The organism is Paenibacillus sp. FSL M7-1414 (assembly GCF_038003195.1).
In the GTDB taxonomy this organism is placed as follows: Bacteria; Bacillota; Bacilli; order Paenibacillales; family Paenibacillaceae; genus Paenibacillus; species Paenibacillus amylolyticus.
This window is the reverse complement of sequence record NZ_JBBOOS010000001.1, coordinates 2,637,458-2,661,791: the sequence shown is the minus strand read 5'-3', so window position 1 is coordinate 2,661,791 and position 24,334 is coordinate 2,637,458. Positions and strand designations below refer to the sequence as shown.

Below are 24,334 nucleotides of genomic sequence, written 5' to 3'. Positions count from 1 at the left end.
GAGAATCACTACCTTTATCGGTATGATCCTTTTTCTCCTATCCGGTACTCACAAATTGGATAACACCAAGAGTCAGCAGCAGTACAGATATAATCGCAATCGTGATGCCAAAACCAATCAGGAAGCGCACGCCAGGTGAGCGTTTGTTCTGCTGACTGCCTCCCAGGTTATCCAGCTTTCGCTCAATTTGATCCAACCTCTCATTTACCTGTTTCAGATCTTGATTGGAGTTCATTCATCCATCTCTCCCTTTTCTGTGTATTCGATCTATTCCCACACCCGATCGAGCTGATCTGCGTAGTAACGGATTGCTCTGTTATAGTCATTGATTCTCTTGTCACTTGATGTGTCCGCAAGTTGCACGAGCAGTCTTTGCATCGCTTCTGCATGTTCACCCAGATTGTAGAGCACCATGGCATAAAAAACTTCAAATTCCCGGTACGCCGGGAATTCTGTCATCCCTTTTTCAAACCAAACCTTCGCCTGCTCATACTGCCCAAGCGTTCGATATGTGCTGCCCAGCCCGAGTATCGCCCCTGCTCTGTCCTCACCAGAAAGACCAAGGCTTAGCGCCTTCTCATAATGCGGGACAGCCTCCCGCTCTAACCCAAGCGAATCATGCGCCCAAGCCAGCTGATACCAGACATTCGCATTCTCGGGTTCTTGGACTGTAATCTCTTGCAAAAGTTCAATCGCTTCCTGCACCTTGCCTTCTTGTCTCCATCGCACGGCCTGTTCCAAATTACTCATGCTGTCACTTCCCATCTTGCATTATAATTTCCACTTATATGATTCAATTGTTTTATTATACCAAAAAAGCACCCTATAGAATATGTTGTAACAACTCAAGGTTGTCCAAACGCTATTCCATCGTGTGCTTTTTCATTTGATTCAGCCTGTTATAAAAAATGGACTAAAGCATATTTCCACTGGACACTTCGATGACAGAACAACCTTCCGATCGCTGTTATCCCCGGATTTTTCGAATCATTTTAACAAAGGTGAAAATCCGGGGATAAGCGTATGCTTTCGATGCAGCTTTCTTTCAGAAAGCTTTTAGGCGAACGCTTTCGCTTCTTCAGGTTTTTTCTGTCCTCTCCGTTTTGTGTAAATGTTTAGTTCAATTTATATAGCATAAGCTGAAATCTCTCTGAAAACGATCTGTTCATCGTCTAATTAAGACCATACCGTATTCGCTACCATAACAATAAATACAAGCATGAGATAGTTCACCGAGATCAGAAAGTTTACTTTTGCCCACTTCTCATCATCCTGTGTCTTCAGTCCGCTAAGTGTATGCACGAACCAGATCAATCCACCGACCAGAGATACAATCAGAAATACCAGACCTACGTAGTCGTAATAATACAACAGGAATACAGCAGGAAGCAGCAGAAAAACATAAGGAATCATCTGAAACTTGGTGCGTTTCACCCCTTTAACCACTGGCAACAACGGGAAGCCAGCAGCACGATACTCCTCTACCCGGCGAATACCCAATGACCAGAAGTGTGGTGGTTGCCACAAGAATAATAGTGCAAACAGCAACCAGGCTCCGGCATCAATCTCATTGGTTACAGACGTATAACCAATGACAGGCGGCATCGCTCCCGCAATTCCACCCAGCGACGTGCTCCACGTCGAACTACGTTTCAACCACATCGTGTAAATCACGATGTAAGCGAACCACCCAAGCAGTGCCATCCAACCTGATAATGGATTCACCAGGAGATACAGTACTGCTAGTCCCACAACACCAAGGATAATGCCATAGCCAAGTACAAACCCTGGCTTCAGATGGTTAATGTAATCCATCCTTTTTTTGGTGCGCTCCATCTTTTGGTCCAATTCACGATCCCAATAATTGTTGATAACACAAGCTGAAGCAATAACCAAAGTTGATCCAATCACGACCATGAGCAGAGATAACCAGTTGATATCCCATTTTGAAGCTACCCAGAATCCTACCGCCACCGCAAACACATTTAACCTTAGAAGTCCGGGCTTAGTTAATGCAATCATGTCTTTAAGCATGAGGCTCCTCCTGAACTATGTAAAAACGCCATTCCAATAATGATACATGTACCTACCATTAATTACAATCGCTTTCATGAATTTGTCATAACCAAAAAGCATCCCTCACCGTTCCAATGAACAGGAGGAATGCTTGATGATGAATTTCATCTTATTTTATGGGATGTATTGTTGCACAATTTTAGTAACTTTTCCGTCCTGCACCGTCAGGTGATACGGGAATACGGACAGATCAAGAATACGGGTATTCTCATACAACGATTCGAACTTGGATAATGTCACAGGTTCATTCCACTGAATGTCTGCGCCCTGCATCGTACCATCCCGATCATACAACTGCATCAATACTTCAGCATTGGCACTAACCTCAACCTGCTCCTGCTCTTTGCTGTCATTGACAATATAGTAACCATCTGGAGCACCGTCTATACCTGCTTCCGGATTACGCTGTGCAAAAATCGCATCGGCTTCTTCACCCTGATACCAGCCAATCTTGTCCACTGTCATAAACAATTTGCCGTCTTCTATATGCATACCTTCAACATAGGCTGTAAACATCTCGGAGTTTGCAACTTGAGCTTCTTTCGCAGAAGGTTGTTGAGCATCCGTACTACCTTGAGCATTCGCAGGGGTAAGTAAATATGTAGTCAGCACAATTATACCAAGTAAAGCAACAACTGCACCGATCATTCCTAGTTTCCATTGTTTTGTCGCGTTCTTCATAGGTAACATCTCTCCTTAATATGAACGTTACTATTCCTTAACCGGAAGTTTTGCTTCTCAAACGCTCATGTGAACTATCGATTCCAACGTTCTTTCTTTTCCTATCATACTTCGAACAGGGATTATAAAAGTATCAGCCAGATTAAAAATAGTTACAATGTGCGTCATCACTCCTGTCTGTAGTCTCCGTAAACGGCAATAACCCCTGAAGGCATCGCCATTCAGAGGTTATTTACTAGGGTGTGTCTTTTAAACTCAGGCAAGTGATACGTTGAAGGATGTCTGTGTCCCAAACATCTTGAAGTCCAAGCTACCTAGTCCTGACGAATGGTCCAGATAACTAAGGAATCGAGGACGTCTTATTTGGTCTTCTGGCGGTCCTTTTATTTTGTAAGGAACATGAGACACGTTATTTGCCAAAATTTCCTGGAAATACGCTATTAACGGCTGTTTATACCAATATAACGTGTGTCAGATTCCTTAGATTGCTACGGGACTTTCAAACCCCTGAATAAGACGTAACAGGTTCGTTAGCGCTCCCCTCTCTATGCCCTGCTCCAGACACGTTCAGAGTTACGCTCCAGCTTTTGGCAGGTTTTTGGCAAGTTTGAAGACCTGCTCAAAATATTTCTTATGCTTACGCATAGATACTAATCTTAATGATTGGGTGTGGAGCTTTGTGCCAAACGAACGAGCATATGAGCCAGCATGTGACGTTCATCTTCCTTACCGACGTTCCACAACTCCTGCAGCAGTTTTTCTTCACGATTACGGGGTTCCTCCCGAGCTGCCAGATAATCCGCTACTTTCTCGGCAATTTTGGCCATCTGCTCCTCACTTAGTCCAATCGATTCTCCCATGGCAATTCGCTTACCCAGATATTCTTTGAATGCATCAAAGTTCTGTAAAATCTGTTCTCTTTCTTCCGGCGCAATCTTCTCAATTGCATTGTCCACCTTGTCAGTTGATACTTGGCCATCTTTATGGATTACATGATTTTCTTCATTCATTTGAATAACCTCCTGCATAATAGTGGTTTATTGGTTTGAAGCTTTAAACTTAATACTCATTGGTTATCTATAATATAAACGTATTGCAGAAGTTTAATCAGTACGTTCAATTCTGTATATATCTTCTATATATGTGCAAGTACACGTTTCAAAAGAACTACAGCGGTTAATCGTTTACATATACGTAACGGTGTTTGGATATGTTAATGAACACCTTATACAATATCGAACCAGGAGGGATTCCCCATGCGTGATAAAACCAAACATGAGAAGACAAATGATGAACTTGAACCAGGAGTGAATACCGTTATCCATCCAGACAAAAATAATCCCGGACCAACCGATATGATCGAAGGCGTGGTTGGTGATATCGTGGACAACATTCGCAAAGACTTCTCCCATGACTCGAAGGACAAGACGTCTTCTTCCAAGTCAAAGGATTCATCAGACAAACAAGCATAATCCTTTTCTCCCTAGCAACAGATAGCTCAATAAGTCCTCCTGCCACATGCATGGCTTGGGAGGACTTTTTGGTAATGAACAATTAAATAATCAACCTCATAGTTGGAGGTGAAATTCAACGTGAATCCTTGGTCATCTGCTGTAACGCCTTATGAATCCAGATCGCGGCAATGGAACCTTCACCCATCGCAACGGTTGCTTGTTCTGCGTGCAGGCCCAGATCCCCGGCTATCCATACATTATTCGCTGCCTGCAAGCTGCGCGGATCAGCTTCTACATGTTTGTTATCTGCAATCACAGCTCCCAGCTGCTCCGCCAGTTCATAGTGTACCCGGTTGCCTCCAAATGCGATAAATCCACGCTCCGACTCAAAGATCTGTCCATCTTCGGTCAGAACACCGGTGATATGGCCATCCTCAATCTGTTGTACTTCCTGAACAGCCGCTTCCAGATAACGAACTCCCGCCTCTTTCATGCTCCGATGCAGCTCTGCAGATATGGGAGCCTGCTCATGATTGATATATAACAGATCATTCGTACGCTGAATTAAAATCATCGCCATATTGGCACCTGGTTCGCCAGATCCCAATAGTACCGTACGTTGATCCTGAATCTCATAACCATCGCAATCAGGGCAGACATACACTGTTCGGCCCAGCGTAGGGGTTAGACCCGGAATGTCCGGAACTCTATCCGTGAGCCCCGTTGCCAATAACATGGTTTTGCTCCTATATTCAGATCCGGAAGTACCGAATAATTGAATATGTTCTCCCTTACGTTCCGCACTAATGATACGGTCTTTCTCAAAAGATACACCGGTCTGCTCTGCCTGCATCCTGCCTCGTTCTCTAAGCTCTTCACCGGATACCCCATCGGGGAAACCGAGGATATTATGATAAGTCCGGCACAACGTCGATCTGCCTTCTCCCGCGTCGATTACCAACACCTGATGAGCTGAATAACGTCCAAGCTGAATGGCTGCCTGAAGCCCTGCGAGCCCTCCACCTACAATTATGCAATCAACCTCTCGCATGCTCCTTCTCCTCCTGAACTATATACATTGAACTAAAGAATATTTACACTGGTCACTCCGATGACAGAACAACCTTCCGATCGCTGTTATCCCCAGATTTTTTTAATACCTTCTACAAAGGGTAAATCCGGGGATAAGCGTATGCTTTCGATGCAGCTTTCTTTCAGAAAGCTTTTAGGCGCACGCTTCGCTTCTTCAGGCTCTTTCTGTCCTCTCCGTTATTGTGTAAATGTTTAGCTCAATATATATATATTTTGTCCTTATATACATTAAACCGTTCAGCCAAGCTTAAACGATTCCTCATATTGCTTATCTTATACCAAAATAAACAGACCCAAACCATCCGTCGGAATCACGGTGAGTTTGGGTCTATAAGATTTATGATTGCTTAGAAGTTATACGATTCAAATCGCGAAGCATTTGAAATGGCGTTCCATACATCGGCTGTTTCGCCGCCCATATACCAGTAAGCCAGTCCAGCGATTTGCCGTTGCTCACTCATTAACACTTTGGCCGATAAAGAACGACTGTCCTCTGCCCATATATATCTTGGCTTACCATTACTGTTGTACCCGATATTATATTGAACCAGACTTGGATCCCATCGTCTTACAGATCCCGTAGCATGCGCACGCATTCCCTGATCTGAAAGTGTGATGTCCCAAGAACTAGCTGCAGGATTCACTGAAGACCAGTCCCGTGTATATAACGGAAGGGCCAAAATTGTTTTGGCACGTACCACCTCGGAAAGCATGGTATCCAAAGCCTTTTCCACCCATGGAAGAGACGCCACTGATCCTGCTTTCGGATCACCGTTCCAGTGTTCCTCGTATCCCATCAGCACCATATAATCCGATACAGCGCCCAGTTTGGCATAATCAAATGCATCCGTCCAATCAGTACCCAGGTCTGGAGAAACGTCCACGGACACCACAGCACCGAGTGCATGCAACGTAGCTGTCAAAGAGGTCACAAATGCCGTTAACCCTTCTCGATCTGCAGGATCAACATTCTCAAAGTCCACATTAATGCCGTCCAATTTATAGGTTTTGACATAAGCGGCTACCTGTGAGATCACTGTCGCTCGGTTGGCCGAACTGGATAACATCTGATGGGTAAGTGCCGAATCGGAACGATTCCCAAGTAATGGCCATAGCTGCCTGTCAGTGGCGGATGCCCAAGAGATCAATGTAGGATCCGCGTGATCTGTTACTTTCATACTGCTGTTCAGGAAAAACCAGCGTGGGACAAGTGTATTGACCTCAGACTGTTCCACTTGTTTCTTGAATTCAGTTGTAGTGGAGTTATATTGCCAGCCCAACTGAACGCCAAGTTCATCCCCACGTTGTAACTGCTCAGACCATGTTTTCTTTTGTAAAATGGCATCGAGCATTACGGCCGCTTCTTCTCGCGTTACCTGGTCATGTGGTCGGAACACGCCTCCACTTCCCCGCATTAGTCCAAGTTGATATACCGTCTGAACATAAGGACGTGCCCAGTCTGAGATATCTGCTGCGTCGAAATACGTTGAAGATAAGAGCGAGGTCTCCACGGGTTGTTGTTTTAACATTCGCACAAGAAGGGCAGCCGCTTCTTCGCGCGTAATGGAAGCATTAGGCTGGAACGTTCCCTGACCCTTACCCTCCAAAATAAAAAGATTCGTCATGGCGGCAACATTGCCGTAATACCAAGCATTCATGCTTATATCCTGATAGGGATTTATATTATTTTTAACGGGCTTCAAACCTAGTAATCTCACCGCAAACGTCGCAAATTCTGCACGAGTAACGGCTTTCTTCGGTTCAAACGTAGTCTCTGACGTACCGGCAGCAATACCTCTGGCCACCAGATGTGTAATGGCATCCTTGGCATAACTGGTACGCGTATCCTGAAACTGTTGCTGCACGGTTGCAGCCTGAACGGTAGAGCTGTATCCAGCCACCGATCCAAGTGTTAATAACCCGCACAAAGCCATTTTCCATATCCGTTGGTTCGTTATGTCTTTTAATCTATTATTCACATCAAAAAGCCTCGCTTCATTGGATTACGATCAACTATCATCGTATCAAATTGAAGCGAGGCCGTATGTGGTTAAATGTTGGGAAATGCGAAGCTTACTTGTGTACTTTTACGCGCTCTTCAATTGGTTGGAATTCTTTCTCACCCGGTGCTGCCGTTGGTTTACCAAATGGCATCTGAGCGATCAATCTCCAGTTCTCAGGAATGTTCCATTCTTGCTTCACTTTCTCGTCAATCAACGGGTTGTAGTGCTGCAAAGATGCACCCAGACCTTCTTGTTCCAGAGCAGTCCAGATTACCAGTTGCAACATGCCGTTGGATTGGTTAGCCCAGATTGGGAAGTTATCTGCATAAGCTGCAAAGTTTTGTTGAAGCTGTGCGATCGCATTGTTATCTTCGAAGAAGAGAACCGTACCATATCCGCTGCGGAATCCAGTCATTTTCTCTGCTGTGGATTTGAAGGCTTCTTCATTACCTACCACTTCACGCAAAATTTCTTCTGTGTGATTCCACAATTTATCATGTTGTTCACCGAGCAATACAACGGCACGGGATGTTTGTGAGTTAAAGGAAGTTGGTGTATATTTCACCGCTTCCTCTACGATTTCCTGGATTTTAGCATCCGAAATTGTAGATTCCTTGCTGATTCCATAATAAGATCTTCTGTTTTTCAACGCATCAAAAAAAGTTGTCATTCTTATTCGCCTCCCAAAATTTTTTTTCAATTGCCAACATAGTAACTATAATATAGTAACATACATTAGTCAACAAACTAATTTATTTTCACTAAATATACATTCACCGAAAATATTTCAACAAGTTTGCCCAACACAGCAATTGAAATTATCCTTCGCCCGTCTTTTTACGATAATCCGCCCGGTATTTCTCTTCCGTAGACGAGTTGCTTTTTGTCTGATCTTTATTCTTCTCTTCCTGAGCTTCCATATTCAGATCTTCCATCGGAATTGGATCTACAGTCTGTTCTTCTTCATGTCGGTCCAGCAGACTTTCGTGCTCTGTCTTATATTGTTCAGGATTGTCATGGGATTGTTCCTGATGGGTATCGTTGTTATTCTGATCCGGTGTGCGCTGTTTCATTCATATTCGCCTCCTCTGGGTTCATTACCTTTCTTTACCTGTTCTGCGTGTCCTCTAAACACAGTGGTATGCATTCCTCAAACGAAAATCAACAAAAAAAGCCAACCAGACAAGCTGGTCAGCTCAAAGATGACTTCTATGATTGGCGATGCAATTGGGTACGGTACAGATCAGGCGAACATCCCACACTTTGTTTGAACATCCGACTAAAATGCGAAAGGCGTTTGAAACCGGACAATCGACTTGCTTCTGTCACGGTGATCTCAGGCTGAAACTGAAACAAAAGCTTCGCCTGATTGATACGGCGGTCATACAGGTATTTAAATATCGTCAAACCTGTCATTTCCTTAAACATGCCTGCCAGATATGGCTTGGACAGATGTAATTCAAGTGCCAGATCATCCAGACCAATGTCCTTCATATAATGGGTATCCACATAACGAATAATGTGTTGGACATGCCGCTCCCTCTCCGATGAGGGAAGTTGTTCCTGGACATCACCCTGGCAGATCTCTGCTACAAAATACAACAGATCACACAGTCTGACATTCATTCGCTCTTGCCTGAAATTGCTCTGACTTTGAGACAGACGATGAAGATCATGCAATAGAGCTTCGAATTCAGAGCGGTTATCTCCCTTCAGATTGACCCGACAGTTTCTGAGTTCTTCAAATGGTCTCAAGACCTCAACCATACGGTCCGGATGCAGGCTGCTGCGAATTGCAGACGGATCAAAATGCAGTGTGCTTCGCTCATAAGCACTGCCTGGCTTCGGATGTGGTCGATGAAGAGTCAGGCCATGCATTAACACCAGATCACCCGGCTCCAGGTTATATACCCGGTCTCCTATGATATAGGTACATTCTCCATCATGAAAATAATAAATCTCATAATGTGGATGTGAATGGAATCCATCTGACTTGCCTGGGTTAAACGTGCTGGTGGATCGGTAACTATACTCCAGTGAAGCGCTAAATTGCATCATGCTCGGCACATTCATGCACCTCCTGTTCGGAAGAGGGAAACGATTTGTATCATGCCCCTGTAGGATATATGAAAGTGAAATTATAGAAGCTGTTTAATACTCTCTTGAATCTCGTCGATGGAGTCGACAGGTTCGAAGCGTCTGACCACACGACCCTCTGCATCAATCAGGAATTTTGTGAAATTCCATTTGATTGCATCGCCGTGTAACCATTCTGGTGCCTTCTCAGCCACCATTAATTTCAATAATTTTGCCTGTATATCTGTTTCATCAAAGCCTGCAAAAGGCCCTGATCTTTTCAAAAAGTCGTAGAGCGGGTGCGCCGCTTCTCCATTCACATCCAGTTTGGAGAACATCGGAAATTTCACACCATAGTTAATCTGGCAAAAGGACTCCGCTTCCGAACTGCTTCCAGGCTCTTGCTCTGCAAACTGGTTACACGGGAAACCAATAATCTGAAGTCCTTGATCCTTGTACTGGTCATACAGCTTCTGCATGTCATCAAACTGGTGCGTATATTTACATTTACTTGCCGTGTTTACGATGAGCACAGGTTTTCCTTCATATTGATAGAGTGGGAAACGCTCTCCACTGGTTCTGGTTACGGTAAAGTCGTAGATGGTTGGCATAAGTCTAGTGCACCTCGCGATAGTTATGTAGTCATACAGCATCATATGTCAATGTTAATTATATACGAAGTTTGAACTATTGTATTGGAGAAGATATTGATCGTTCAGATTAGACTCAGAGATATTTGAAAATATATCGATTACTCAACTGCTCTAATACTCATAACATATTTCGTTCTGGGCAGATACTTTATTTCCAGTGTTTTATCTCGATTTTCCCAGGCGATATCCCGAGTGTTAATCAATTCCATTTGATTTATTTCGATGGTTTGTTCCCTCCATTTCTTGCCCATGGATCCTATGTAGTTCGGTTTACCTGTTACTGTTTCGTAATCTTGGGAGAGATAAGGACCTATATCCTGAATACCCGACACTATCTTAGGAGCAAAAAGTAATATCAAGCCGATACCAAAAATGATGCAACAGCACTTGAAAGATATTCGTTTTACGATGTTTTTTATCTGCTTCATGCCATGAAACAACCCCATACCAAGTGTAAATAATGCCATGGCTGCTCCAATCAAATTTAAAAAGATCCAACTAGGAAAAAAGGTTAGAAAGAACGAAGAAACACCAACCAATATAAAAACAATAAATATGATTATACTCATCTTCAACAACATCCTCTTCCTTCATTTAAATATGTCCCATGAATCCCGATAAAGAATCGCCTCCAATGGATAAACTCAGATCATGGATTAATTCTCCCTTTCAACAGAAAACCCTTCTGCCGCGAAAATCTCTTCGTTCAGCAAAAGGGTTATTATATGGGATCACAGTGACAGCAGCTTCAGCCCTTCACGGCACTTCCGGCCACGCCCTGGATAATATAATGCTGACCTACCAGGAAAACGATGATCATCGGAATAATGCCTGCCGTGGCAGCGGCCATCATGCCGTTGTAGTCTACATTGTTCTCCAGAATAAAGTTCTGCAGACCCAGTGGCACGGTGTACAGGTCTTTGTCGATCAGGAACACAAGCGCATTCTCATAGTCATTCCAGTGCCAGGAGAAATCAATAATGGCCAGTGTAGCCAGCGCTGGCTTCGCCAAGGGCAGAATCAGCCTGAAGAATATGCGCAGGTGACCGGCACCGTCGATGAACGCCGCTTCCGAGATCTCTGAAGGCACGGACAGGAAGAATTGCCGCAGCATAAACACCCCAAAGATCGTGAACATTCCGGGCAGGATCAATGCCCAATGCGTATTATATATGCCGACCCATTCAAACATCAGGAACTTGGGCACAAATAGTACCTGCGGTGGCACCATCATCATCGAGAGATAGATCAGAAACAATGTCTCCCGACCTTTGAATTGAATACGTGCGAAGCCATAGGCTGCAAAAGCCGAGAGAAATACAGCTCCGATCGTGCTAATTAGCGATATTTTCAACGAGTTCAGATAATACGTCGCAAAGGTATCCGCTCCACTCCAAACCTTAATGTGATGCTCCCAGTTCAGGCTGGAGGGTATCCACTGGATGGGATAGGTGAATACGTCCGCAGGAGATTTGAACGACGTGCTGATCATCCAGATAAACGGCATAATCATCAGCAAAGCAAACCCGGACATCAGAAGTGTCAATATGATTTTTCGAATCTGGCTCAAGGACTCCATGCGGACTTTAACTTTAGGTGAATGTGGAGCTGTGGGCTTCGCATTCGCGGCAATTTGTTTCTCCATAACGATCCCTCCCCTCCTTAATAGTGAACCCAACGTTTCTGACCGAGCCACTGCAAAACAGTGAATATCATGATGATGGCAAAGAGTGCCCAGCTTATGGCGGCAGCGTATCCCATCTCGTAATATCGGAAGGCATTCTGGTAGATAAAAAGTGACAGGACGGTTGTGCTGTTCCCCGGCCCACCCTGGGTAATCGCTTGAATGATACCAAAGTTTTTGATCGTCATAATCAGCCCCGTAATCAGTAGCAAAAAGGTCGTTGGACTCACAAGCGGCCAGATCACTTGGCGTATCGTCTGCCAAGGACGGGCTCCATCAATTCGTGCTGCCTCAACCAATTCCTCCGGAATTTCCTGCAATGCGGCCAGATATATAATCATGTTGTAACCCAACATGAACCAAATCCAGATGATATCAATCGCATACATGGACCACTCGGTTGTTGATAACCAGCCGGGTGGATTCGTAATACCGATTCCCCGCAAGAAGCCATTAATGGGCCCCGATGTTGGCTGGAACAGCAGCATCCAGACAAAAGCGATGGCAACACCGCTGGTGATATAGGGCATAAAATAGAGGGCACGCAGCGTTTTTTGCCAATACACCGACTTGTTCAGCGCCACCGCCACGATAAAAGCCAACCCCATCGATACCGGAACCGCTAACAGAAATACAAATGTATTTCGCAGCGCCACGCCAAACAGATCATCATTCAACATCCGACGGATATTGTCCAGCCCTACGAAATTCGTCTCCGGGCTCATGAATTTGTAATCAGTGAACATGAGATAGAACGAATAAACAGCCGGTATAATAAAAAACAACAGCACGCCAATCATATTGGGCCCAATAAACAGATACCCGAGTCTGCTCTGCCGTTTCATCCAGGATTTATGCATATGCTCCCCACTCCTTAACATCTGTTCTGGAATTAAGCATAACAAGATGTCCTCTAACATTTAAGGAACATAACCCTGTACCTGATATCACAGATATATGTATTTCGGCAGTGCCTTTCGGGAGAGAAACAACATGGAATTGTTCTATTGCTTATATAGAAAAAACCGCCCCATTGGGACGGCCTTTGGACTCATTGCTTTTGCAACCTATTGATTCTGCTTCAGCCAGTCATTATGGCGTTTGACCATGTTCTGTACCGTAACTTCGGCAGTCTGGTTACCGAGGAAGAACTTTTCATACTCCTGTGCACGCAGATCAACCACTTCCTGCGCAATGCTGCGGACAAACGTAGGTGTCTCGTCACCGTACAACACAAATTCCAGTGACTCTTTATCATAAGAATCGGCATAATCGCCAAGCAAATGATCAATGGCAGTCTGCTGATCGACCGCATTCGAGGAAGGTAAACGCCCACCCGCAGCCATCGGCATCATTCCCCCATCGGCGTACCATTTCAGGAACTCCCATGCGGCTTCTTTATTTTTTGACTTGGAATTGATCGCAATAAAGTCACCAAGTCCTCCACTTTTCACCATATCTGCTTCTTGTGCAGCCAGTCTCGGTACAGGGGCAAAGGCGATTTTCCAATCCCGAGGGAATTCGGTCATATTGTTTGATGTGCGGATCAGCCATTCGCCGATGTTGATCATGGCAGACTCACCACCAAGGAACATGTTTTCCACCGGCATTTTGGAAGTCAGCTGCTCTCCGAGCGGAGGAGTGGTTGCATCCTCCTTCATCATTCCGTTCAACGTCTCCAGCCATTTGGTAACGAGTGGATCATCGAGGTTGGACGTACCGTCTGCCTTAACATAGCCGTTCTTCACCAGAACGGAATCGAGCGGATCTACATAGGAAGCGGTATGCTGCACCAATCCGTACTTGAAGCCAGCAGCCTTCAGTTTGAGTGCATATTCACGAGCTTCATCCCATGTCCAGGCTTTTGGTACACTCAGTCCGGCCTGATCAAGCGCTTTCATATTTAAAGCGAAGAAGGCAGCGTTTTTCTTGGTTGGCATCCCGTAATATTTGCCGTCCACTTTCCAGGAAGCCGCATCTTCACCCATTTTCTCATCAATGTTGTAGTCGGTGAACTCGCCCAGATCCAGTGCTGTACCGCCCTTGATGCGTTTATCCAGATTCGTGAGGGTATAGTTGACATACAGATCAACGTTTTGCCCGGTGGACAGCGCCGTATCCAGCTTCAGGTTGCCATCATCGTCATTCACAAACCGCACATATTCCACCTGAATATCAGGATGCTCCGCATTCCAGGTATCCACGACTTCCTGTGGACCATTCTCGGGCGGCACCGCGCCCCACATGGTGAGCCTCACTTTTCCCCCTGCCGCTCCACCTCCGTTATCTCCACCGTTCGTCTCATTTTTACCTACACAGCCGGAAAGCAAGCCCAGCATCAGCGCACCTACGATTAATCCCGTTAATCCTTTTTTGATTCTCATCTGGTCACATGACCTCCCTGAATTGAAGTGTACCTTCCGTTACATCGTAGCAGGGACCTTGCTGGGTTCATAAGATACATATCCATGATTCGGATTGAACAAAAATACGGATTTACTTGTGCTTGCCTGAGCACTCGGTACACATATTCCTTCTACTCATCCTGTGAGTCACGAACGATGGCGATACTGGCTGGGCGTGCAACCGGTCCAACGCTTGAATATTTTAATGAAATAATTATCACTTCCGAACCCTACCCGGTAACCAATCTCCTGTACGGGAAGGTCCGTCTCACGCAAATATTCAGCCGCTTTCTCCATCCGTACCCCATGCAAGTAATGAATCAGGGTATGGCCGGTTTTCTTTTTGAACAGAGCACTCACATAATTCTCGCCCATCATCACATATCGTGACATGGATTTGACGGTAATGTCCTGGTCGTAATGCTGTCCGATGTACTGAATTATTTTGCTAATCTCCGGGTGCTTCACAATCGGCTCACGAACAGGTGTAAATGGAAGATCAGTTTCAGGCGAGGACGTAGAAGAGACCGTAAGAGAATTAGGCAAATCAGGCGTTGATGTGAGAACCGGTGTGGAAGGTGGCACTTCATGATGATCTGTCTCCGTCCGGGCTTCAGTCGAAGCTCCCAGTTCTGCACTTACTTTACGGAGTGTATCACGCAGTGAATTCACACTCATGGACAGTTTCAGAATATAATTGGAAGCCCCGTATTCCATTGCACAGCGTACATATTCGAACTCCCCCATACAGGTGAGCATGACAAACTTGGTTTTTAACCCGGCCTGACGGGTCTGTTTGAGTAATTCCAGACCATCCATACCCGGCATGACAATATCGGTCAGTACCAGATCCGGTGTATCCTGTATAATCATCGCCAGCGCTTCGGTCCCGTTACCGGATTCCCCGATGACCGTGAAGCCCAGCTCTTCCCAGGAAATAATCTCTCTCACCGACTCTCGTACGAATACCTCATCCTCTACAAGTAATACTTTCCACATGCCAGATTCCCCTCTCCAGTCGTAGGGCGTTTCTCAAAACTCGCGAAGTGCATCTTTTACCGCCTTTTCGCCCCATGCTTCGTCACTTTCCCTTGACGTGCCTCGGCACGCCTGCGGAAAACTTCCTTGCTCGGAACGAAAATTCAGCAAAATCTGCTTCCTTCGGAGTTTTCAGACACGCCCTAGTCTGACCGCTTCTGTAAGTAAGGCGTCGACAATAAAAAAGGAATGCTGAACCTCACTAATGTCCCCGGTTTGGTATCAATCACTTCAAGTTCACTTTGGCCTTTGAACAATAATCGCAATCTTTCCTTAAGGTTAGACAGGCCGATCCCCGGACGTGTGCGGGTCATCTGCTGACGCCGGGATTCCTCCATGCCAATTCCGTTGTCTGCCACCTCCAGCATCAGTTTTCCTGTGTCTTGCCTGTAAATTCCGATGCGGATCTGACCAAGCTGCTCCAGTGGCCCGACACCGTGGTGAATGGCATTCTCCACCAGTGGCTGCAAGCTCAGCTTGGGCACGAGCGCATACTCAAGTTTTTCGTCAAATTCACAAGTCACCTCAAAGCTATCACGGTAACGAATCCGCTGGATATGAAGGTAGGCTTGAACCAACTCGATCTCATCCTTCAGGTATACCAATTCGACCTGTGAATTCAGGCTGACCTCCAGTAATTTACCCAAGGAAACACACATCTCGGAGATCTCTTCATTCCCGCTGCGGATCGCACTCCATTTCATTGTATTCAATGTATTCAGGAGAAAGTGCGGATTCATCTGGGCCAGGAGCATATGAAAATGTACCGCTTCCTTCTGGCGTTCCTCCGCCTTGAGTCTGTTGATCATCTGATTGGCATCATCCAGCATCGTATTGAACGTACGGGTCAGTTCCAGCACTTCTCCGCGGCTGCGGCCTTCAGGGATACGGACCTTGAGGTTTTTGCGTACTACCTCCTTCATCTGGTTCTGCAGATGTGATAAAGGCCGAGTGAACGTCGCCGAGATCATAAAGGCCATGAGCACAAATGCTGCTGTGAAGCCAAAAAACGTTAAAAAATAGCGCTGCTTAAGCCCCGATATCTCCGTAAACAACACAGCTAGTGGAATACGATTTACCATGTACCAGTCCAGTGACTCGATGTATACGTAGTTAATCAGCGTATCTGAATCATTATCCGTCAGATAGGCCTCTGCCGGATGAAGTGCAATTTCCCGGGTCACGTCTGGGGAAAGTACCGCTTTTTCGGACGAGCGGGCAATCGTTTCCCCATTGCCAGTAATCAGGAAATACTCCTGATTGCTCTGCGAATCCTTCAGCATAGACTGAAACCAGTACGAATAATCGATGCTGATCCGTGCCATTCCGTACCTTTTGCCGCCACTGTCCTTCATATACGCATAGAGGGACAACAGATACGGGCTGGAGGATAGCTCCCGCAGGACATGGTTGGTATCCCGGGCATCCCAGCGGTAGAGTAACTCTTCTGATGGAAGCGAGTTTGAATCAGTGTTGCCCTTGATGAAGGTCATTTCTCCAAGATGCTTGCGAAATTGTTCCCGATAAGGGCCATAGGCCAGAGCTTTTTTGGGCAAATACGAAGTGTAAACGTTATCATGAAAATCTAACAGCGTGAAGTACACGGAAGGATTATATAGAAAAAAGCTGTTGTTGATCATCTTGAACTTCTCTTCCACCAACGACTTATTCTCAAGCGGAGAACGATTGTCTGGAGAAGTCAGGGCGTTTCTTACGGCTGAATCCTGTTCCAGAAAAATCAGGGTTTTAAATGCAATACTCATCTGGTCCTCCAGAGAACCATACATCTGCACCAGTTGCTCGTGGCTCTGTTCGCTGATTTTTTGCTCAACCAGAGATTCGATCTGTCCATAGTTGTAGACATTAAGTACGCTGAATGGTAGCAGAATCAACACCACAAACGCACCAAACAGCCGATACCTGAGCTTATGCGGCAAAAAGGTCTTCCAGTCGGGCTTTGTCATCCCCTCAGCGCTCCCCCTGCAATTATTGAGATCATTATACCATCAGTTCCCCCGCTTCGGCCGGGGCCGGGCTCATTCGCATGGATATGTGATACCAGTTGCCAGGGACGGGATACGGATACACAGATTTGTTCTATTGCATTAAAAAAACCGGAGATCTGGGATCTCCGGCTAGGCTAGATATAACGACTTAGCAAATTAGGATATAGGCTCCACTCCCCAGACAAGCTCGCCGTTCCGGTAAAGAGTTACCTTGGTCCAATCGGCAAAAGAGGTCTGCAGCGGGTTAAAGGAATAATCATCCCCTTCGCTGTAATTGGACCAGTCTGCTTTGTGCAACCGGGTATGTATCTCCCCAGAGGTTCCTCCGACCGGGATCACGCCTGCTCCGGTACCGAACTTCAGTTCCAGATAATGGTCCGCTCCAGGAACAGGTGCAGGCAGTTTCACTATGCTGCCGCTGATCTGACTGCCTCCAAGCTGTGCATAATCACAGAAAAAGGATTGTTGTTTCTCCCCGTCCACTGTATACCAGTAACGAATTGTCAGTTCATTCAGGCTAACTGCGGAGGTACCGTTGTTGTGAATGACAAACTGCGGTTTCATTTGGTTATCGAGCAGATTTGTATCCCCTGCACGATAGGCTAGAGTCAGATTACCAGCAGGCTCTGGCGGCCCTCCACCCTGGACCTTTGCGGAAGCTTGAACGGAGTTCACACTCTTCCCAACGCTGTTAACCGCATTCACCACATAGTAGTAGGTGGTTCCAGCAGATACCGCCATATCCTTATAGCTTGTTCCCGATACAGCGGCCACAGATGTATACGGTCCGGCTGCTGTCAGCGACCTGTTTACCGTATAGGAGGTCGCACTTGCAGATGCACTCCAGCTTAGATTGATGCTGTTGTCGCTAACCGCAGTGGCGGTCAGATTCTGCGGAGCGGCAGGTACTGCCTCGACCTGGACCGTCTCTAATACGGACCAATAGGCTGGCTTGGACTGGAGTCGCTCGTCGAAAAGCAGCGGCCAGTTGTTGCGAGCGACCGGGAAGGTTCGTAGCCAGGTATTGGCATCATCCTTGCCCCACAGGGTAACATTTTTGACTGTGTCCGTATGCCTCAGGAAGATCTGGAACAGGGACTTGTACAGCGCCGCCTGCTGTGTCTTCAGTTCTTCCGGGAAGATATCATAAGATTGCGAATCATTGGAATATACACTTACATCAAGCTCAGTAATATGTGTTTCGAGGCCCAGCGCCTTAAATTTGACAATGGAACTCTCAATTTCCGAAAGGGTTGGATAAAAGAGGCTGATGTGTGTTTGATGGCCGACTCCGTCAATAGGCACACCCTTGGCTTGAAGGCGAGTGATCAAATTGTAGAGGGCCTGGCTTTTGGCCGGCTCATGGGTATTGTAATCATTAATGAACAGCTTCGCATCCGGGTCGGCTGCATGGGCGAATTCAAATGCTTTCTCAATATATTCTTCCCCGGCAATCAGGTACCACAGACTGCGCCGCAGGCCATCCGGCTCGGAGGCATCAATGACTTCATTCACAACGTCCCAAGCGTAGATCTGGCCTTGATAACGCTCCATTACCGTCTCAATATGCTGCTGCATCCGTTCATACAGCACCGTTTTGCTCACCAGATTGCCGTTGGCATCGTGGAATACCCAATCCGGAGTTTGTGTATGCCAAACGAGGGTATGCCCACGTATCTCTTGTCCGTTCGCTGCTGCAAAAGCGACTGCGGCATCCGACCCGCTGAAATTATACATACCCTCTTGCGGCTCGGTACTGTCCCATTTCAGAACATTGCCTGGTGTCAGACTATCAAAATGCTTCGTAAGCAGCTGCTTGTCAGGTTCGGTCAGCAGTTCATTGTTCGTGAAGGCCGTCCCAATTCGAAACTTGCCCGCAAAAGCATCCTGTAGGGAAGGAATGTCTTCTTCGATCACAATGGGTCCGAGATCCGGCAACTTCTCCAATCGGAAATCATCCACATAAAAAGAAGCTGTGGCACGGTCTGGCACTTCAAAATAAACCGATAACTGATTCGCTGGTTCCAGCATTTTAAACTGTGCAGTAAGCTTGGTCCATCCGCCTGCGGATGCGGTACCGAATGTTAAATTTTCATAATGTGTTGTATCTGGCAGGGTACGCTGTAAAGACATATTGAGGTTTGTGCTGGACGCTCCCGCCGGAAGCTTCACCCAGCCAGTGAACACATACGTCTGTCCCACCTCCAAAAGTTCTGTCACATCCAGCGCTGGCCCATGCCATGTCATAGCACGCCCGCTCACTTCCAGTCCATAATCTCCGGTACGAGCTGCAACGGCGCTTGCATGAAGTGTTTCTACTTCACCGCGTCCGCTCCAGCTCTGGACCGTGCCATCTTCAAAATCATGACTCAGAATCAAGGTATTCTCCTCTTCTGCCGCATGAACAGATGGAGCTGCCCAATACAAAGGAACTAACAAAGTTATCATCAAAACAAATTTAAGCGCTTTCAAAAATATCATTTTTCTCATCGCTTCCATTCTCCTTTATCGAATATTAGGATGAATTCCTTATTCCAAAGGCTAAGGCCATATCCACCTCCTTGGTTTTAGTTATAAAATCAGAGTCCTCATTCAAACGGATACGGGGGGCATACGTTCGGATAAGGACTCCATATGGTAAATTATAGTATAAATTGTCTATGATCTACAACTGAAATGTACTTCCCCCCTCTAATTTCGGTTAGAAATGCAGTATCCATTGCTTCTGCACTCATTCACACCAGCTCCTCCATAATCTGACAACCCTTAACGAAGGTGTATACCTGGTGCTCCGCTGGCTTCAAAAGTTGTCTTTAAAGTGGTCTTCAAAGCTTTCTGCTTACTTCTTTCAGCCTACACCCTGTGTCTCCTGCGATACTCAGATGGACTTATGCCCAACGTTTTGGAGAACACTCTACTTAGATAAAAACCGTTCTCATATCCGCATCGCTCGGCAATTTGGTTAAGGGTCAGGCTGCTGTCAGCCAAGAGGTTCTGCGCTTTTTTCAGACGGACCCGTTTGAGATAGCCTGATGGCGTCTCCTGAAAAGCTTCCCGGAAACGCCTTGTCAACTGCACCGGACTCAAGGCCAGTCGCTGTGCCAATTCCTGAAGGCTGATCTCCTCTTCCGCCCGCTCCTCCAGCAGCGCTGCCGCTTCAGCCATTCGTGCGTCTTCGGTAAATCTCCGCTCCTTTAAGCGATTCTGTCTGCGTTCCACCTGATACAACTGCCACAAATCCATCATAAAATGTGTCTTCCAACGGGCAACTTCCCCCTTATTCTCCTCACTGTCCTGGCGTAAATAAGCGTACGTCGAGGCTAACCGCTTCGTGTCATTAATCAGCGATTTTCCGGCTGGTGGCAGAAACTCCTCCTCCTCCAGGCTACTGCTAAACTGTAAATAGTGAAATGTCAGCGGGGTAATGACTGTCCGCCGAAAAGGAACCGCCGGGGGGCACAGCACCAGATCGCCAAAACTCGCTTCTCCGATCTGACCCCCAATCTCATAATGGAATATTCCCTCTTCGACGGCAAAAGCCACCCAAGTCGTATAGATATCTTCCGTAAGAGCAAATTCCCCTTTTTGCTTCCAGTAGATGTGGTTAAGCAGCTCCATGACTTGACCACCCTTTCTGTGAAATAAAGTATATGTTTGATGATAGTATAGTGCATTTAAAAAGTGAATATATAAATCTAAGATGAAATTATAGATATGTAGTTGCAGTCAAGGTGGATCTAACTTCAGTTAAGGAGGTCACAGATATGAAACAAGAGCATGTACAATACGACATCACCGTCATCGGCGGAGGACTTGCTGGTGTATGCGCCGCGATAGCCGCTGCCCGCATGGGGCAGCAGGTTGCGCTGGTGCAGAACCGCCCCGTGCTTGGCGGCAATTCCAGCAGCGAGGTTCGGGTCTGGGTGTGCGGTGCCACCGCCCACGGGATTAACCGTTATGCCCGGGAAACGGGTATTATGGGGGAATTGTTTGTAGAGAATCAGTATCGTAATCCGGAGGGCAATCCCTATCTCTGGGACTTAATCATTCTGGAAGCCGTTCGAGCTGAATCCAACATCAGCCTGTACCTGAACACGGATGTACATGAAGTCGAGGCTACTGGCGATGGGGATGAACGAAAGATCACCTCTGTCACTGGCTGGATGATGGGTTCTGAGCGCAAAATCCGATTCGAAAGTCAGATCTATCTGGACTGTACGGGTGATGGATTGGTAGGCTTTCTGGCTGGAGCCAAGTTTGCACTCGGCCGGGAAGCCCGCAGCGAGTATGGCGAAGAGTGGGCACCAGAGGTGGCTGATCAGATCACGCTGGGCAGTACACTCCTCTTTTATACCAAGGATGCTGGTGCGCCTGTCCGTTATATCCCGCCTTCTTTTGCCAAGGATATTACACAGACCAGCATTCCGATTCGCCGGGTCATTCGCAGCGGGGATTCCGGTTGTCATTATTGGTGGATTGAATGGGGCGGTGAACATGACACCGTTCATGACAATGAGCTGATCCGTGATGAACTGTGGTCCGTGATCTACGGGATCTGGGACTATATCAAGAACTCCGGCAAGTTTGATGCAGATCATATGACGCTGGAGTGGATTGGTTCTCTGCCTGGCAAAAGGGAGTACCGTCGCTTCACGGGTGACTATGTGCTCACCCAGAATGATATTATCAGCCAGCGGGAGTTCCCGGATGCCGTTGCCTTTGGCGGCTGGTCCATTGACCTGCATCCCCCGCAGGGCATGTACGCCGAAGCGAGTGGCTCGAAGCATATGCATGCCGATGGCGTATATCACGTGCCGTTCCGCTCGTTGTATTCCGCAAATGTGCGGAATATGCTCATGGCCGGGCGAGACATCAGTGCATCACATGTCGCCTTCGGCACAACGCGCGTCATGGCAACATGCGCGGTCATCGGCGAAGCCGCGGGTACGGGCGCGGCGCTCTGCGCGTCCATGGGGGTGTCGCCGCGCGAGCTGCACGCGAGGCATCTGGCGGTACTGCAGCAGACGTTACTGCGGCAGGACGCTTCCATCATCGGGGTGCGCAGCCACGATGAGCTGGATCTGGCCCGGCGTGCCAAGGCTACAGCCTCCAGCACGCTGATGGGCATCGCTCTTGAGCAGCCTGGCGAGACGTACCCGCTGGGTACGGATGTTGCCCTGCTGCTGCCTGTGCATCCAATGCTCAGCGGCCTGGAGCTGCTGCTGGATGCATCCAGCGATACCGCGCTGACGGTAGAGCTGTGGGATACGGGGCGTAAGGAGAACTACGTCCCGCATTCGTTACAAGTTACGGCGACTGTTAACGTTACAGCAGGAACTGCGCAGTGGGTGAAGCTGCCGCTCGAATGGCGACCGGAAGAACCACAGAATGCTTTTATAATCATCCGCTCCAATAAAGCCGTCTCACTCTATCATTCGACAGAAGCACACAGCGGGGTGCTGATCTTCTTCAAAACAGAAGAAAACCACGTGTCCAAAAATCTGGAGGATCATGCCACGGATCAGCCTGTTGTATTATGGTCCATGCAGGGGTTGGCGCGTCAGCCATTCTGCTGTCGTACCCTCTCTGAGACTTCGGCCTATTCAGCGGACAACACGATCAACGGTTATCATCGCCCTTACGGTGGGCCACAGCAGTGGATGTCGCAGCCGGTGCAGTCTGGGAAGCCAGAATGGGTACAACTGACATGGGAAGAGCCACAAACCTTGGCTGAATTGCACTTGACGTTTAATGATGATGTGAACGAGGATCTGGTTAATTTACATCACCATCACACAACATTCCGTGTGATGCCTGAGCTGGTGCGTGATTATCACGTGGAGGTACTGACTCCGGCTGGCGAATGGACACAAGTCGCAAGTGTCCAAGAAAATCACAAAAGAAAAGTTATTCATTCCCTGGATGTCCCTGTGTTAGCTCAGGCTCTGAGAATCATAATTGATGCCACAAATGGCAGCAGATATGCCGAATTAATCGAGATTCGAGCTTACTAAAACAAAAAGGAGGATACAGGAAACTGTATCCCCCATCCTCCGTACAAGTATGCCTTCTTCTATTCAGCGGTTGGAACCCGCAATCCCTCAATCAGGATAAACAACGTAAGTGCTTGTCCATAACCCATCGGACTGATCGCTATATCTTTATAAAACTGAGCATCCTGCCCCACAGGTGTACCATAGGACACCTGCTGTACAACTCCGTGATCATCAATATGTTTCAACACCGCTTCAAGCGCACTCAAGCCATTCTGGCGATAGGATTCATCCAGGTATCCATACCGGATTCCCTTAAGAATGCCGTATCCAATCGCTGCTGTTGCCGAGGTTTCTTTGTAAGAGGTTGGATCATCCAGCACAGTGTGCCACATGCCATCCTCACCCTGAAGCTTGCTCAGTGCTCTGACTTGAGCGGTTGCTGTATCCAATAGATAGGCTTTTAGCCCGTCTTCAATCGGAATGATATTCAGGAAATCCATAACTCCCGCCGTATACCATGCATTGCCTCTTCCCCAATGAACAGCACCATAGTTATGATTTTCATTGAAATCCCAGCCATGATAGAACAATCCGGTTTTCTTGTTGTATAGATATTTGATATGCACAAGGAATTGTCGTTTAGCTTCTTCCACCATGTCGGGTTTCTTGAAGTATACCCCTGCCTTGGCCAAAAATAGCACCGTCATAAACAGGGTATCAATCAGAATTTGACCATCATTGGCATCTCCCGTGATCATATGTTGAAACGCACCATCTCCGGTTCGCAGCAGTCCATCCATGATCCAACTGCTCCACTCCTCACAGACCTGTTCGTACTCCTTGTTTCCGGTCAGCTCGCATAATGAGATCAAAGTAAGGAGCGGAGCGCAGGTGTTCACATTTTTTTCCGGTAATCCTTCCATCAGCCTTGCATTGTACCATGATTCGAGAAATTCCAGCACTTTAGGATCTTTCGTTGCCTCATGGAGCTGAAGCAAGCCATACAGACCGACACCTTGCGGCCATTCCCATAGATGTATGTCGATTAGTCCGATGGGAAACTGTTCATTGATGCTTGTGTTTTTCATAGACTCCATCGCTTGGGATACCTTGCTTATTCTCTCCTGCAGCACCATTTGATTCAGCATGTTGGTTATCACTCCCTTGGTT

22 protein-coding genes are annotated in these 24,334 nt (G+C 46.9%); 2 read left to right on the top strand and 20 right to left on the bottom strand.

Features of this window, described 5'->3' with window-relative positions:
- Positions 1-37: 37 nt before the first annotated feature.
- The 5 genes from MHH92_RS12205 to MHH92_RS12185 form a co-directional block, all read right to left on the bottom strand.
- On the bottom strand, positions 38-235 hold the full coding sequence (locus tag MHH92_RS12205; RefSeq protein ID WP_340390187.1) for a hypothetical protein: 198 nt from the start codon (positions 233-235) through the stop codon (positions 38-40).
- A 32-nt stretch (positions 236-267) separates the two neighbouring features.
- Positions 268-750 carry a tetratricopeptide repeat protein gene (locus tag MHH92_RS12200; protein WP_340903916.1) on the bottom strand — a complete coding sequence of 161 codons (483 nt, stop codon included), beginning with the start codon at positions 748-750 and terminating at the stop codon, positions 268-270.
- A 426-nt stretch (positions 751-1,176) separates the two neighbouring features.
- Complete coding sequence (cyoE, locus tag MHH92_RS12195) at positions 1,177-2,034, bottom strand: heme o synthase (protein WP_047842615.1); 858 nt, start codon at positions 2,032-2,034, stop codon at positions 1,177-1,179.
- A gap of 156 nt (positions 2,035-2,190) precedes the next feature.
- Positions 2,191-2,757: a hypothetical protein gene (locus tag MHH92_RS12190; RefSeq protein WP_340903915.1), complete on the bottom strand. Its 567-nt coding sequence runs from the start codon at positions 2,755-2,757 to the stop codon at positions 2,191-2,193.
- Positions 2,758-3,413: 656 nt separating this feature from the next.
- Positions 3,414-3,767: a DUF3243 domain-containing protein gene (locus MHH92_RS12185; RefSeq protein ID WP_036609024.1), complete on the bottom strand. Its 354-nt coding sequence runs from the start codon at positions 3,765-3,767 to the stop codon at positions 3,414-3,416.
- A 246-nt stretch (positions 3,768-4,013) separates the two neighbouring features.
- Here MHH92_RS12185 and MHH92_RS12180 point away from each other — a divergent pair, with 246 nt between their 5' ends.
- Complete coding sequence (locus MHH92_RS12180) at positions 4,014-4,229, top strand: hypothetical protein (protein WP_339188054.1); 216 nt, start codon at positions 4,014-4,016, stop codon at positions 4,227-4,229.
- Positions 4,230-4,344: 115 nt separating this feature from the next.
- Here the strand turns inward: MHH92_RS12180 and MHH92_RS12175 are convergent, their stop codons facing one another.
- The 14 genes from MHH92_RS12175 to MHH92_RS12110 all read right to left on the bottom strand — a co-directional run bounded on the left by MHH92_RS12175 (position 4,345) and on the right by MHH92_RS12110 (position 20,786).
- Positions 4,345-5,262: an NAD(P)/FAD-dependent oxidoreductase gene (locus MHH92_RS12175; RefSeq protein WP_340903912.1), complete on the bottom strand. Its 918-nt coding sequence runs from the start codon at positions 5,260-5,262 to the stop codon at positions 4,345-4,347.
- A 388-nt stretch (positions 5,263-5,650) separates the two neighbouring features.
- Complete coding sequence (locus MHH92_RS12170) at positions 5,651-7,282, bottom strand: S-layer homology domain-containing protein (RefSeq protein ID WP_340903910.1); 1,632 nt, start codon at positions 7,280-7,282, stop codon at positions 5,651-5,653.
- A 94-nt stretch (positions 7,283-7,376) separates the two neighbouring features.
- On the bottom strand, positions 7,377-7,976 hold the full coding sequence (locus MHH92_RS12165; RefSeq protein ID WP_036670536.1) for a nitroreductase family protein: 600 nt from the start codon (positions 7,974-7,976) through the stop codon (positions 7,377-7,379).
- A gap of 148 nt (positions 7,977-8,124) precedes the next feature.
- The gene (locus MHH92_RS12160) at positions 8,125-8,379 is read right to left on the bottom strand and encodes a hypothetical protein (RefSeq protein ID WP_211081408.1); all 255 of its coding nucleotides are present in this window, start codon (positions 8,377-8,379) and stop codon (positions 8,125-8,127) included.
- A 136-nt stretch (positions 8,380-8,515) separates the two neighbouring features.
- Positions 8,516-9,379: an AraC family transcriptional regulator gene (locus MHH92_RS12155; RefSeq protein WP_223199924.1), complete on the bottom strand. Its 864-nt coding sequence runs from the start codon at positions 9,377-9,379 to the stop codon at positions 8,516-8,518.
- Between the two features lie 65 nt (positions 9,380-9,444).
- Positions 9,445-9,993, bottom strand: a complete 549-nt coding sequence (locus MHH92_RS12150; protein ID WP_036609037.1) for a glutathione peroxidase — start codon at positions 9,991-9,993, stop codon at positions 9,445-9,447.
- A 140-nt stretch (positions 9,994-10,133) separates the two neighbouring features.
- The gene (locus MHH92_RS12145; RefSeq protein WP_340903902.1) at positions 10,134-10,604 is read right to left on the bottom strand and encodes a hypothetical protein; all 471 of its coding nucleotides are present in this window, start codon (positions 10,602-10,604) and stop codon (positions 10,134-10,136) included.
- A 179-nt stretch (positions 10,605-10,783) separates the two neighbouring features.
- The gene (locus tag MHH92_RS12140) at positions 10,784-11,680 is read right to left on the bottom strand and encodes a carbohydrate ABC transporter permease (protein ID WP_373428229.1); all 897 of its coding nucleotides are present in this window, start codon (positions 11,678-11,680) and stop codon (positions 10,784-10,786) included.
- A 17-nt stretch (positions 11,681-11,697) separates the two neighbouring features.
- Positions 11,698-12,579 (bottom strand): carbohydrate ABC transporter permease, encoded by an 882-nt coding sequence (locus MHH92_RS12135; RefSeq protein WP_036670532.1) that lies wholly within the window; start codon positions 12,577-12,579, stop codon positions 11,698-11,700.
- A 207-nt stretch (positions 12,580-12,786) separates the two neighbouring features.
- The gene (locus MHH92_RS12130) at positions 12,787-14,103 is read right to left on the bottom strand and encodes an ABC transporter substrate-binding protein (protein WP_340903899.1); all 1,317 of its coding nucleotides are present in this window, start codon (positions 14,101-14,103) and stop codon (positions 12,787-12,789) included.
- Positions 14,104-14,271: 168 nt separating this feature from the next.
- Positions 14,272-15,123, bottom strand: coding sequence for a response regulator transcription factor (locus MHH92_RS12125; RefSeq protein ID WP_340903898.1), 852 nt, complete (start codon positions 15,121-15,123; stop codon positions 14,272-14,274).
- A gap of 182 nt (positions 15,124-15,305) precedes the next feature.
- Positions 15,306-17,126 carry a cache domain-containing sensor histidine kinase gene (locus MHH92_RS12120; protein WP_340903896.1) on the bottom strand — a complete coding sequence of 607 codons (1,821 nt, stop codon included), beginning with the start codon at positions 17,124-17,126 and terminating at the stop codon, positions 15,306-15,308.
- A gap of 198 nt (positions 17,127-17,324) precedes the next feature.
- Positions 17,325-19,658 (bottom strand): endo-1,4-beta-xylanase, encoded by a 2,334-nt coding sequence (locus MHH92_RS12115; protein WP_340903894.1) that lies wholly within the window; start codon positions 19,656-19,658, stop codon positions 17,325-17,327.
- 363 nt (positions 19,659-20,021) lie between these two features.
- A complete protein-coding gene (locus tag MHH92_RS12110; protein ID WP_036670526.1) occupies positions 20,022-20,786 on the bottom strand; it encodes a helix-turn-helix domain-containing protein in 765 nt (254 codons plus the stop codon).
- Positions 20,787-20,932: 146 nt separating this feature from the next.
- Between MHH92_RS12110 and MHH92_RS12105 the strand changes: the two genes are divergently transcribed.
- The gene (locus MHH92_RS12105; protein WP_340903893.1) at positions 20,933-23,182 is read left to right on the top strand and encodes an FAD-dependent oxidoreductase; all 2,250 of its coding nucleotides are present in this window, start codon (positions 20,933-20,935) and stop codon (positions 23,180-23,182) included.
- Between the two features lie 59 nt (positions 23,183-23,241).
- On the opposite strand, the gene bglB is transcribed toward MHH92_RS12105, so the two are convergent.
- On the bottom strand, positions 23,242-24,312 hold the full coding sequence (gene bglB, locus MHH92_RS12100) for a beta-galactosidase BglB (protein ID WP_340903892.1): 1,071 nt from the start codon (positions 24,310-24,312) through the stop codon (positions 23,242-23,244).
- Positions 24,313-24,334: the final 22 nt, after the last annotated feature.